The following is a 12451-nucleotide window of genomic DNA, read 5'->3' on the forward strand; positions in this document are numbered from 1 at the left end:
TGTTTTGAAAACAATCGGAATAATCGGTGGTCTGGGCCCCGAAGCAACCATCGACTACTACAAGGAAATCATCCATCATTTCAATCTGAAGAATCAGACCGGAAATGCTGTGTATCCCGAGATTGTGATTTACAGCGTGGACATGTGGAAACTGGTGGGACTTTTGGGGCAGAAAAAGTACGATGAAGCCGTTGACTACCTGGTTCTCCGCATTAACAGTCTTGAAAAAGCCGGGGTTGATTTTGTCGTTTTAAGCGCTAACACGCCGCATTTGCTGTTCAACGAAATTCAGTCGAAAGTGGACATTCCGCTCATTAGCATTGTAGAGGCCTGCGCCCGGGAAGCTCAATCACTGTCGGTAAAAAAGTGCGGACTGATTGGGACCAAATTCACCATGCAAAACGATTTCTACCGGAACGTGTTTCTTCAGTACCACATGGATATAGTGGTGCCCAACCCGGAACAAATCGAGTACATCAATCAGAAAGTATTCAACGAAATTGAACTGGGAATTTTTAAAGAAGAAACCAAAAATGATTTTCTCGAAATTGTTGGCAACATGCAAAAGGAGCACAACATTGAAGCAGTTATCCTGGGGTGCACCGAGTTTCCGCTCATGTTCAGGGAAGAAGCTTATTTTGGAATGCCGTTTCTGAATACCACAAAAATTCATGTGGAGGCTATTTTGCAGGAATGCCTGAAACCATAAGTTGTGCAACGAGCCCGGTAAAAAGCGGCTCTGAAATAGAGGGCGACAATACTGGAACTTCAGGATTATACTTTTGAAAACGAATAGATTTGGCGAGATGAAAACATTGGAGAAATATTTACCTGTTACACCCGATTTTTTTGATGTTGCAGAAGTATTCCTGCAAAAAAAGGTGAGAGTTATCTATTTTGGGGTTGACAATGCGTTGGAAGAATCAGCAGGAAACCTGAAAGGGATAGCAAAGAACAGCGAAGGAGAGTTTCTGGAAATTGCAAACGCTGATCACCCAAGACTGGACCGGATCATTACCATCAACGGAAAACCCGGCCCTGCCTACGATGAATACGATGCTTATGCAAACGCCTGTCTGTCGTGCAAGGCTGGTTACGATGAATAGCTGTGGGAATTAAACGAGTTTGGAGAGACGATAGTGTCAACCAGTGCATAGCCTGCAAAATTTGCCAGGCATTTGCGCCACGGGTTTTCAAGGTATTTGATAAAATGATTGTGGTGCCCTGGCCCGACTACGATTTATACGAACAGGAAATCAAAGAAGCGGCAGAAAACTGCCCGGTACAAATCATAAAATTTGAGGAACAGAGTAATTGAGTTGATTACGATTATGTCAGAATTCACAAAAACCAACGAAAAAAGGCTGGCGAAACTGCGGGAAGTTTCAAAAATGATTCTCGAAACAGGAAATGCACATCCTTTTGTGCTGGCCAACAAAAGTTTTATTCCAACGGTTATACCCTCTGATTTTATTGCACTTTTCGACGTACTCGTTCAGGAAGATATCCCGGTCGACAAACTGAAGATGCTTGCCAACAAGGTTTTGAATATTTTTCACATCCCGATTGAAAATTATCTGCGTATAGAGCCACCTGCGGATTCATTTTTGGATGTTTTGGAACAAAACAACCGGCAAATGGTGCAGGTTCTGGATCAGATACGGCCTGTTTTTAAAACCTTTGCCAAAGACAATCAGGACAAGACTTTGCGGGCAGAATTACTCCAACTCTTCCGAAAGCTCGAAGTATTTGTAAAGCACTACACCATCAAGGAAAATGTTTTGTTTCCGGTAATTGAGAAAACCTGGCCCGATTACCGTTGTCTGCAAATTATGTGGTCGATCCACGACGATATCCGAAAAAATCTGAAAACAGTTATACAGCAACTGGAAAGCGGACCGGTGGAAGTCCGGCAATTTAACCGCTGCGTGGGGGATATCTACTTCAACATGCTGGCCATCAAATTCAGGGAAGAACACATTCTGTTTCCGGCCATTCTCTCTACCATCAGCGAAGAAGAGCTGCAGTCGATGAACCGCCTGGGTTTGGAAATTGGCTACCCCTATATTCAACCTCTTCAGACAACAGCCGGAAAAGAGGAAGTAAGTGCAAGCGATGGTTTTATCAACCTGGGAACCGGCGTTTTAAGCGTCGAACAAATCAGCTTGATTTTTAACCACCTCCCGGTTGATATTACTTACGTGGACGAAAACAACAAAGTGCAGTATTTTTCGACTCCTCCCAAACGAATTTTCCCGCGCACCACTGCCATTATCGGGCGCGAGGTAAAAAACTGCCATCCGCCTGAAAGTGTTCATGTGGTAGAGAAAATTGTTGAATCTTTCCGCTCCGGGGAAAAAAACCAGGCTTCTTTCTGGATAAAAATGAAAGGCGAATCTATTCTTATCCGCTATTTTGCGGTGAGAGATCAGGCGGGACAATACAAAGGCGTTATTGAAGTTTCGCAGGAAATATCCGATATCCAATCATTGAAAGGGGAAAAACGATTACTCGATTGGTAATTCGTTCCGGGATCAAAAAGCTTTGTTTGAAAAACAGCCTCTTTCAGCGCAATACCATTCGATTAAACCCTGATTTCAAAAGAAAAATTTTTTGCCATTGTTGCCCGGAATAATTCGGAAGAGAATACCTGTGTCCAAATGACCGGAAGTACAAGCAATGCCTGACAAGTTATAAGACACAGCCACCGGAGGGAGTTGGGATTGGAAATGGGAGATCGTCTCAATTACAATTGGCGGAACGAAGAACAACCTTCACAAATAAATGCTTTATATTAGCCGTGTAGAAAAAATCGTTTCCTAAAAAACGAATTAATTAGAACAATACAAGCATGTGAATGGAACATGCACCAGGCGAAAAAAAATCGCAAGCTTATAGAAATCCGCAAAAACGGACAATATAAACAACTGGGGAATAATCCATTCCACACTTAAACCAACAATTATAAACATGAAATGAGCATGCGTTTGGAATTCATTTCAGTTGAAAAGCCTTTGGATTCGATGCGATGCTTTCAAAACAAAAATTTTAATCGTATGAAAAAGATTCTTTATTTAACGACAGTTGTCACGCTACTTTTTACCGTTTCGGTATTTGCACAAAAGGTCAATAAACTAAGCAAGCAAGAAAAAAAGGACAACTGGGTTTTACTTTTTAACGGGAAGAATTTTGACGGATGGAGACAATGCAACGGAACCGCCATGCCAGCCAACTGGGTGATTGAAGACGGAGCCATGAAAGTATTTACCGGCGAAGGGAAAAAGCCGGGTCAGGGAGCAGGTGGCGATATTCTTTTCAGTGGAAAAAAATTCAAGAATTTCGAATTATCGATCGACTGGAAAGCTGGCGAGAAAGCCAATTCAGGCATCTTTTACTACGTGCGGGAAACGCCCGGAGAAGCCATTTACTATGCTGCTCCCGAAGCACAGGTGCTCGATAACGAAAATGCCACCGACAACAAAGTGGACAGCCACCTTGCAGGCTCGTTGTACGACATGATTGCGGCTGATCCGGCCACCGTAAACCCTGCTGGTGAATGGAACACTTTTGTGGTGAAAGCACTCAACGGAAAAGTAACGCATTACATGAACGGGAAAGAGGTACTGTCGTATACTTTGTGGACAAAAGAATGGGACGAACTGGTACAGAACAGCAAATTCAAAAACTTTAAAGGTTTTACCGAAGGAATCTCCAAAGAAGGTTACATCGGTCTTCAGGACCATGGTTATACGGTTTGGTTCCGAAATATTAAAATAAGAGAACTGTAAGCCTATTACTCGCAGGAGTAGAGATGGCTAAGCAAACAGGTTCAGTGCACTTTTGACGATTACAGGTGCCGGAACCTGTTTGCTTATGAAATACAGCCAAGTAGTTGCCCAAATGCCCTTCTGACAAAAGCAAGTTAAAGTTTTTGTAAAAAAAGAAGGGGTCAGAAAGAGAGAAACACTGTTACTGTAAAATATAATTGACAACTTTAACGGAAAGAATACAAACGTATTATCTGCCAGTATTTTATTGAGATACTTTACGAAGTATTAGAACGACAAGAATATCTTACCTCGTTTTGTGTTTTAACGGCTCAATAAACTTTCAGAAACGGAGTTATTCTTTTTAAGTTATTTGTATTTCAAAATACAGCATTACCTAAATCAATTAAATACTATAAGAATGAGTAAAGAAGTTCAAGTACCCAGACGTGACTTTATCAAATCGACTGCGATTGTTGCTACGGCTACAGCCATATCTGGTGCCTTGGTTGCCGGTTGTGCAAACGAGGAAAAAAGCGCAGCTCCCGAAGAAAAGAAAGTATGGGACAAAGATAAGTTAAACATTGCCGTTGTTGGCGTAGGCATGGGATGGGGAAACATGCAGCAATGTTCGGATGAAAACATTGTAGCCCTGTGCGATGTGGACACCCGGCGTTTGGCCGGAAGAATTGAAAGCTTCAAGGAAAAATACCCCGGGAAAACGGTTCCCTACCAATACCAGAGTCATATCAAAATGTTTGAGGAAATTGGTGACCAGATTGATGCAGTAATTATTGCCACTCCCGACCATACGCATGCCAAAATTACCTTGGATGCCATGAAACTGGGCAAACACGTTTACTGCCAAAAACCTCTGACTCATAATGTTTATGAATCAAGAATACTGACGCAGGCTGCTGAAAAGTATAAAAATGTTGTCACACAAATGGGCAACCAGGGAGCTTCGGGCGACGATACTGCCTGGGTTTGTGAAGCCATCTGGAGTGGCGACATCGGCGAAGTTAAGGAAGTACATGCGTGGACCAACCGCCCGATTTGGCCACAATGTTTAAACAGACCCGAAGATACACCTGCCCTTCCGGTAGAGTTGGATTGGGATTTATGGCTCGGACCGGCTGCCGTTCGGCCTTACTCGCCACAATATCACCCGTGGAACTGGCGTGGCTGGTACGACTTCGGTACAGGCGCCCTCGGAGATATGGCTTGTCATATTCTGGATGTTGTAATGCGTAGCTTGTGTCTGAAATATCCCACAGGCATTCAGGCAAGCTCTTCCAAATGGACGGTTGAATCTCCTGCCGAATCAGAAAAAGTTACCTACTACTTTCCGGAAAGAGAAAAATTCAGAAATGTGGAAATGCCCGTAGTAAGCGTTACCTGGTACGACGGAGGCTTAAAACCCGACCGCCCTCTTGAAATGGAAGATGGCGAGATGATGGGCGATACCGATGGAGGTGTTTTATTTGTTGGAACAAAAGGAAAGATTGTATGCGGCTGTTACGGCAAAAATGCGAAACGTTTACCTTCCAAAGATTTTGAAGGTTATGCTCCGCAAATAAACGAGCGCTTGGTGCCCGGCGGAATTGGCGGACACGAGAAAGACTGGCTGAGAGCATGCAGGGAAAAACCGGAAGAACGCGTACAACCCAAGTCGCATTTCGGATACGCCGGCCCGTTTAACGAGGTGGTGGTGATGGGCACCGTTGCCCCCCGGTTGGCAGGACTGGAACGCATCCTGGAATGGGACGGCGAAAAAATGGAATTCACCAACATAACGCCGGAAGACAAAATCAGGCTGCCGAAAATTGTCAAAATGGACCTGAGTACAGGCATTCCAAAATACCAGTCGGAATACGAAATTATTAACGCCTACGATTATGCCAAAAGCCTTATTAACGTAAAACCCCGCGCAGGCTGGGAATTGGTTTTGTAAACACCGATTATTTTAGGAGATAGCCATTTGTATTGAATGGTTTTATATCCCCGGGAGATATGCTACGTGCGCATTCCCCGGGGATATTAATTTTATACCTTTCTGACTCGTCCCAGCAAAAGATAGAAACGGAGGTTTCAGATCATGAGTTAATTACATTGAATAAACTGCTTGCGATAGTTTCATCGATTTTGCAGAAATCGCTTTTTGCAATTGTAAATACTATTTCGGCTACAACCTACGCGCATTACAAAGAAATACCTAACTTCTTTGACAAGTGAACTACTGACGATTCTGCAGAATCTTTCAATGCTATACTAAAGGCTTTTAGAAATCAATTCAGAGGAGTTCGAAATACCAGGTTCTATCTGTTCAGGCGAGCCAAAATTTATGCGCAAAGTTTGTTTTTCTCAAAGTTATGAAAAAACAAAAAGCAGCTACTTTGTTCTGTAACTGCTTGATTTACGTGGGCCCAGCAGGGCATGATCCTGCGACCCCCTGATTATGAGTCAGGTGCTCTAACCAACTGAGCTATAGGCCCTGAATGAAAATCTTTTCTTACGAATGATTTTCGGAGTGCAAGTTTACAACTTTACCCGAAATTACGCAAGTTATTTCTATCTTTTTAAAACAAGAAAAGGGCGCCTTTTTCTGACACCCTTTTCTATCGATATATTACATTTATTATGCTGGCATATCAGGTAAGCTCCAAGGCTTACGATATGTATGCTTAATAAGTTCGGCAGCAAATTCTTTTGCAGAAACCGGATCAGTCCACGACTTGTCAAAAGTTGGGTGACCATCATGAATCTTAAATCCGTCTTTTACTACAGTCTTAATTTTTTCGTCATCTGTCAGGTTGGTGAATTCCATTTTTTCACCGTCCCAATCCAACACTTTGTTTAACGACTGCAGACGAACTGCAAGAACACCCATCACAACCATCTCGTTGAACGGACCTGCTTCGCTGAAATCAGAAGCTGTTTTCACACGGTTTTCAGGACTTTCTTTACAAGCGCGTACCCAATCCATTTCGTGGCTGGTTTCTACCCGGCGACGGAATTTCGGAGCATCTGGCGTACGACCTGAAAGCAACCATGGATCTTTACCGTAACATCCGCATACCAGTGTATCTTTTGTTCCGTGGAACAATACACCACCACCCGAGTTATTCGGATTTTTTCCATCTGGCCATGCTTCCGGCAACATAGGCTTAATACCACCATCGTACCAGTAAACATCAACTTGCGGAAGTTTCATCTTCGCTTTTTTCGCTGTTTTTCTTTCAGGGAAAGTAAGTTTCACCGATTGAGAAACAGGAGCACAGTCGTTCAGTAACAAACTTGAGTTACCTTGTGCATGAATTGGATAGCCCAAATTCAGACCAACAAATACGGGGTGCAGAATATGGCAAGCCATGTCACCCAGTGCACCTGTACCGTAATCCCACCAGCCGCGCCAGTTCCAAGGATGGTAAACCTGATTGTAAGGCCTCATTTTGGCAGGTCCTGTAAACAAGTCCCAGTCAAGAGTATCAGGCACCCAATCTCCTCTTTCCGGAGTGTTCAAACCTTGCGGCCAAATCGGGCGGTCGGTAAATGCTTCCACTTTTGTAACATCACCAATTTCACCATTTGCCAGCCACTCGCAGGTAACGTTTACGCCTTCGCCTGAAGATCCCTGGTTACCCATTGAAGTAGCTACTTTGTACTTATCTGCTAATTTGGTCAACAAACGCGATTCGTACACCGTGTGAGTCAAAGGTTTCTGAACGTACACGTGTTTACCCATTGTAATGGCATGAGCAGCAATGATAGCATGCGTATGGTCAGCAGTAGCAACCATTACACCGTCGATATCTTTACCTAACTCGTCGTACATTACACGCCAGTCTTTGTACTTTTTGGCTTTTGGGAAAGCATCAAACACGCCATTTCCGGCAGTGTATTTCCAGTCCACATCACAAAGCCCAATGATGTTCTCTGACTTAAGATTTTTTAAGTTAGCGAAGCCCATACCGCCGACACCAACTCCGACAATATTCAGTTTGTCGCTGGGAGCTTTGTGCCCCAATCCGGCCACAGCGTGACGCGGAACAATAGTAAATCCGGCGGCAGCCACCGCAGTAGCACCAAGGAAGGCTCTTCTCGAAACCATTCCACTGTTTTCTTTCTCTTTCATGATAAATGTAGTTTTAATCGGATAGGTTTTAAATACTAAAACTGTTAAAAAAACTGTTAAATATAGCGATATTCACAGGACACGCAATGCCGGAAGCGATTAAATAGTTAAACTGAATCTTAAAATTTCTTAAGCAGGAAAGCTGGTAACTGGCGGTATTCTTCAAAACAAAACTAGCTGTCAAATACTTACCCCGCACAAGATAGCTGAACTCTATTCTGGTTAAAAAAAATCGATTTGACTCGCACTATTTGAAAGAGTAAATTTGTTTGTTGCCAAAAAGCACGGCATACACGTCAAAAACCAAAATAAAATAACAAGTCATGACAGTAAGAAAAGTAAAATCAGTATGGAATGGCACCCTGAAACAAGGTGCAGGTAAAATGGATATAACCGGTTACAGCGGTCCTTTCACGTTCGCTTCCCGTTTTGAAAACGGAAAAGGAACCAATCCGGAAGAACTGGTGGGAGCAGCGCAAGCAGGCTGTTACTCGATGTTCCTTTCGGCATTGATCAGTGGCGAAGGCCTGACTCCAGAAAGCATTGAAACGGAAGCTTCGGTAACATTGGGCGAATTGGATGGTGGTCCTGCAATCACCAACATTAAACTGGATTGCGTAGTAAAATGCGAAGGTCTGGCTCAGGACAAATTCGAAGAGCTGGCGGCGGCGGCCAAAGCCAAATGCCCGATTTCAAGACTTTATGCAGGAGGTACAGCCACCATTGAGCTGGATGCCAAACTGGTATAAAAAGTGAATTTTCACACTGAAAAACACAACAAAACGGGAGCTCAAAAGGCTCCTTTTTTATTGGTTCTCTTCAAACGCATTGGATTGGTGATTTTATTTTACATAAAACAGGATCAGGCCATAAGATAATCTCGAAAAAGGTGAAACAAAAAAGGCTGCCGGAATCCGACAGCCTTTATATTATGTATCGCTATATTTTATTTCTTATGGTTCGCGATTTCGATATTCACCTTCTGACCTTTAAAACGTGCATTCTTAAAGGCTTTTATTGCATCCTTCTCGAAACGGTTGTCTACCTCAAAAAATGAAAATCCTTTCAAGACCTCAATACTGCCAATCTCCACGCTTTTACCAGGCATTTGCTGGTTGATCATATCAATGATGGAACGCTTGCTGATTCCGTTTTTCTTGCCCAAGCTGAAAAAGAAGCGAGAGAACTGATAGTCGCCACGGCGGCCTTTTCCTCCTCTTTCGGGGCGGCTACTATTTTTTCGGTCTTTCCGGTCTTTTCGATCATCTCGTCCGTCCCTCCGCTCATCGTATCCGTTCTCATCTACGTTAATGTCTTTGGCTCCTTCGTAATAAGTAAGAAAACGGTTGAACTCTACCCAAACAAAATGTTTGATCAAGTCTTCACGATCAAGCCAGGAAAGCTTTTTGTAAATAACCGGCATAAAAGGCGCGATCTGCTCGTCGTTTACTTCCACCTTTTCTACTTTGTCGATCAGGTTAAAGAGTTGTTTCTCGCAAATTTCTTTTCCCTGCGGAACATTCACTTTTACAAACTTCTTCCCTATTTTGCGCTCCACATCTCTCAGTTTTCCCTTTTCACGCAAGTGAATCAGGGTAATCGAGATACCTTTTTTACCGGCCCTGCCGGTTCTTCCGCTTCGGTGAATGTATACCTCCGGATCGTCGGGTAGATTGTAGTTGATTACATGGGTCAGATCGTTTACATCCAAACCACGGGCAGCAACGTCGGTGGCTACCAGCATTTGCAAATGTTTTCCGCGGAAACGGGCCATTACATGGTCGCGTTGCGCCTGCGAAAGATCACCGTGAAGCGCATCAGCATTGTATCCGTCCTGCATCAGTTTGTCGGCCACCTCTTTGGTTTCCATACGCGTACGACAAAAAATAATGCCGTAAATATTCGGATTGATGTCGGCCACCCGTTTCAATGCGAGATAACGGTCTTTGGCATGTATCAGGTAATAATGGTGCTCGACATTTTCTGATCCCGTGTTTTTCTTTCCTACTGAAATTTCGTACGGATCGGACATATAGGTGTTGGCAATCGACACAATTTCTGACGGCATGGTAGCCGAAAACAAAAGCGTTTGTTTTTCAGCCGGAGTATCTTTCAGAATTCCATCCAGGTCGTCTTTAAAACCCATCGAAAGCATTTCGTCGGCCTCGTCTAATACCAGCCACTGAATTTCGTTTACACGCAGTTTCCCGCGCTTGATCAAATCGAGTGTTCTTCCCGGTGTTCCAACAACTACCTGTGCACCTTTTTCCAATGCGGTAATTTGCTTTCGAATATCAGCACCCCCGTATAAAACAGCGATGTTGATTTTTCCCAGATTCTTTGAAAAGTTGCTCAGATCGTTGGCAATTTGCATTGCCAACTCGCGCGTTGGACTCAATATCAACGCCTGCGGTGCCTTTATGTTCGTGTCTATTTGCTGAATAATGGGCAAGCCAAAAGCAGCAGTTTTCCCGGTTCCTGTTTGTGCCAATGCCACCATGTCTTGGTCGCTTTCCAGTAAAAACGGAACTGCTTTTTCCTGTATCGGCGTGGGCTCTATAAATCCTAAATCCTGAATAGCGCTCAGAATTTCAGACCGTAAACCCATTGATTCAAATAAACTCATCTTCTAATTATTAAAAAGTGGGCGCAAAGGTACTTCTTTTATTTGTTTTTCAGTCATTTATGACGTTCTGTACCGTAAATTTAACTTTCAGTATGAAGTTAAAGATGAATTAGTTGCACCGTCAGTCCCCTTCATTTTCAAAATTACGCATTATTCCGCCTGACAATTGCATCGATTCCATTAAATTTGCTGAACCGATTTCATTCAAAAAATACGTGTATGAATAGGAACACGCCTTCGAAAACAAGCTTAAACATCTCCCGGATTCTTGTACTCTTTTTTCTATTTATGGTTTCAGGCACGGGTGTTTTTGCCCAAAACCAGGATTCAATACCCGAATCGGCCGTAAACTCCGACAAAGCCTTAAAGCGAATTCACTTACGCCAGATTACCAAAAACGGTTTTAACTTCTGGCAGGATGATTTCACGGGAAACTGGGCGGGTGTTGATTTTGGATTTAACATGCTTCTCAACCCCAACTACACCGGGTACACAAGCGAATTTATGGAGATCGACGAGCTTCGCTCCAATTCGGCCTATTTCAATGTGCTGCAACAAAGTATTGGCCTGCAACGCAACCGAAACAAAATCGGGCTGGTTACCGGGCTTGGGCTTCATCTCCAAAGCTACCGGCTGAAAGACAATACAACCATTGTACGTGATGAAAACAGTGTTATCCAACCTGAAACATTGGTGGCCTACGACAATCAGAAATCAAAACTGGCCCTGATCTCGTTCATGGTACCGCTGCTCCTGGAGTTCCAGGTACCCGTGAATCATTACGACAACCGGATTTATTTCTCGGCGGGCGCTTACGGAGAAGTAAAACTGAACAGCCACACCAAAGTAAAATACAAAATCGACCAAAAGGAAAAGCTGAAAGTGGTGGATCATTTTTCGCTGCGTGACTTTCGCTACGGACTGATGGTACGAACCGGCTACCGGAGCGTTAACTTTTTCGCCACTTACGACCTGGTTCCCTTGTTCCGCGACGAAAGAGGCCCCGAACTTACACCCGTTACTGTAGGCATTACGCTGATCAGATTCTGATATCACCTTTAATAAATATACATTCGCATGAAACCATACATACTGGAGCAAACCAACTGGAAACAGATAAAACACACAAAATACGATGTAGCGGTACTTCCGTGGGGAGCCACCGAACCCCACAACTACCACCTACCTTATGGAACCGACTCGCTGGAAACGGCAAAAATAGCCGAAGACGCCGCAGCCAAGGCATGGGCAGCTGGCACCAAAGTGATGGTATTGCCCGTAATACCGCTCGGGAGTCAGAATACAGGCCAGGTAGATATGCCTTTTTGTTTGCACACACCTCCGTCAACACAACTTTTAATTTTAAAAGACATTGTTACGGCACTCAACCGCCAGGGAATAAAAAAGCTGGTAATCATGAACGGCCACGGGGGCAACACTTTCAAGTCACTGATCCGGGAACTGCAACCACAATTCCCTGAAATGTTTCTTTCGCTGGTAGAATGGTTCAATGTTCCTACCCGGGAAAACTATTTTGAAGAAGACGGCGACCATGCCAACGAAATGGAGACAAGCATGATCCTGCATTACTTTCCTGAACTGGTTTTGCCGCTGGAAGAAGCCGGTGATGGCAGCTCCAAAACCCATAAACTAAAAGGCATTCGCGAAAAAACAGCCTGGGCTCCGCGCCAGTGGGACAAGGTTTCGGACGACACCGGAATCGGTAATCCTAGAAAAGCCACCGCCGAAAAAGGAAAAAAGTTTGTGGAAGATGTAAGCAGCACCATTGCCTCTTATTTTACCGAGCTGGCACTTTGCGACATTCACGACCTTTACGAATAAGACAAGCTTCCATCGACAAACAAAAGCACTGACAAAAAAATAATTTCCCTCAGGGTGTAACATTTGCACTTTCCGGGATAC

The 12451-nt window shown here is 43.8% G+C and carries 11 protein-coding genes and 1 tRNA gene; 9 read left to right on the forward strand and 3 right to left on the reverse strand.

The annotated features are described in order from the left end of the window. Nucleotides 1–4: 4 nt before the first annotated feature. From D1614_RS06915 to D1614_RS06940, 6 genes are all read left to right on the forward strand, one after another. Nucleotides 5–709 carry an aspartate/glutamate racemase family protein gene (locus D1614_RS06915; RefSeq protein WP_162304439.1) on the forward strand — a complete coding sequence of 235 codons (705 nt, stop codon included), beginning with the start codon at nucleotides 5–7 and terminating at the stop codon, nucleotides 707–709. Nucleotides 710–782: 73 nt separating this feature from the next. Further along, on the forward strand, nucleotides 783–1106 hold the full coding sequence (locus tag D1614_RS06920; protein WP_241558089.1) for a hypothetical protein: 324 nt from the start codon (nucleotides 783–785) through the stop codon (nucleotides 1104–1106). Between the two features lie 2 nt (nucleotides 1107–1108). After that, a complete protein-coding gene (locus D1614_RS06925; RefSeq protein WP_119437166.1) occupies nucleotides 1109–1318 on the forward strand; it encodes a ferredoxin in 210 nt (69 codons plus the stop codon). Beyond that, complete coding sequence (locus tag D1614_RS06930; protein WP_147384063.1) at nucleotides 1299–2522, forward strand: DUF438 domain-containing protein; 1224 nt, start codon at nucleotides 1299–1301, stop codon at nucleotides 2520–2522. The genes D1614_RS06925 and D1614_RS06930 overlap by 20 nt, the downstream gene beginning before the upstream one ends. A 534-nt stretch (nucleotides 2523–3056) precedes the next feature. Beyond that, nucleotides 3057–3788 (forward strand): 3-keto-disaccharide hydrolase, encoded by a 732-nt coding sequence (locus D1614_RS06935; protein ID WP_119437431.1) that lies wholly within the window; start codon nucleotides 3057–3059, stop codon nucleotides 3786–3788. A gap of 400 nt (nucleotides 3789–4188) precedes the next feature. Further along, a complete protein-coding gene (locus D1614_RS06940; RefSeq protein WP_119437168.1) occupies nucleotides 4189–5721 on the forward strand; it encodes a Gfo/Idh/MocA family protein in 1533 nt (510 codons plus the stop codon). A gap of 467 nt (nucleotides 5722–6188) precedes the next feature. On the opposite strand, the gene D1614_RS06950 is transcribed toward D1614_RS06940, so the two are convergent. Then, a tRNA-Ile gene (locus tag D1614_RS06950) sits at nucleotides 6189–6262 on the reverse strand. A 143-nt stretch (nucleotides 6263–6405) separates the two neighbouring features. After that, nucleotides 6406–7902: a glycoside 3-dehydrogenase gene (locus D1614_RS06955; RefSeq protein WP_119437169.1), complete on the reverse strand. Its 1497-nt coding sequence runs from the start codon at nucleotides 7900–7902 to the stop codon at nucleotides 6406–6408. A gap of 323 nt (nucleotides 7903–8225) precedes the next feature. On the opposite strand from D1614_RS06955, the gene D1614_RS06960 reads away from it, so the two are divergent. Further along, complete coding sequence (locus tag D1614_RS06960) at nucleotides 8226–8651, forward strand: OsmC family peroxiredoxin (RefSeq protein WP_119437170.1); 426 nt, start codon at nucleotides 8226–8228, stop codon at nucleotides 8649–8651. Nucleotides 8652–8848: 197 nt separating this feature from the next. Here the strand turns inward: D1614_RS06960 and D1614_RS06965 are convergent, their stop codons facing one another. Next, nucleotides 8849–10528: a DEAD/DEAH box helicase gene (locus D1614_RS06965; protein ID WP_119437171.1), complete on the reverse strand. Its 1680-nt coding sequence runs from the start codon at nucleotides 10526–10528 to the stop codon at nucleotides 8849–8851. A gap of 219 nt (nucleotides 10529–10747) precedes the next feature. On the opposite strand from D1614_RS06965, the gene D1614_RS06970 reads away from it, so the two are divergent. Both D1614_RS06970 and D1614_RS06975 read left to right on the forward strand, forming a co-directional pair. Next, a complete protein-coding gene (locus tag D1614_RS06970) occupies nucleotides 10748–11578 on the forward strand; it encodes an outer membrane beta-barrel protein (RefSeq protein WP_119437172.1) in 831 nt (276 codons plus the stop codon). 27 nt (nucleotides 11579–11605) lie between these two features. Then, nucleotides 11606–12370 carry a creatininase family protein gene (locus D1614_RS06975; RefSeq protein ID WP_119437173.1) on the forward strand — a complete coding sequence of 255 codons (765 nt, stop codon included), beginning with the start codon at nucleotides 11606–11608 and terminating at the stop codon, nucleotides 12368–12370. Nucleotides 12371–12451: the final 81 nt, after the last annotated feature.

Source organism: Maribellus luteus (genome assembly GCF_003576475.1).
Lineage (GTDB): Bacteria > Bacteroidota > Bacteroidia > Bacteroidales > Prolixibacteraceae > Draconibacterium > Draconibacterium luteum.

What these genes read in the sequence shown, in the direction of transcription:
- D1614_RS06935 (WP_119437431.1), top strand. Translation starts at nt 3,057, where the DNA reads ATGAAAAAGATTCTTTATTTAACGACAGTTGTCACGCTACTTTTTACC.
- D1614_RS06940 (WP_119437168.1), top strand. Translation starts at nt 4,189, where the DNA reads ATGAGTAAAGAAGTTCAAGTACCCAGACGTGACTTTATCAAATCGACT.
- D1614_RS06955 (WP_119437169.1), bottom strand. Translation starts at nt 7,902, where the DNA reads ATGAAAGAGAAAGAAAACAGTGGAATGGTTTCGAGAAGAGCCTTCCTT.
- D1614_RS06960 (WP_119437170.1), top strand. Translation starts at nt 8,226, where the DNA reads ATGACAGTAAGAAAAGTAAAATCAGTATGGAATGGCACCCTGAAACAA.
- D1614_RS06965 (WP_119437171.1), bottom strand. Translation starts at nt 10,528, where the DNA reads ATGAGTTTATTTGAATCAATGGGTTTACGGTCTGAAATTCTGAGCGCT.
- D1614_RS06970 (WP_119437172.1), top strand. Translation starts at nt 10,748, where the DNA reads ATGAATAGGAACACGCCTTCGAAAACAAGCTTAAACATCTCCCGGATT.
- D1614_RS06975 (WP_119437173.1), top strand. Translation starts at nt 11,606, where the DNA reads ATGAAACCATACATACTGGAGCAAACCAACTGGAAACAGATAAAACAC.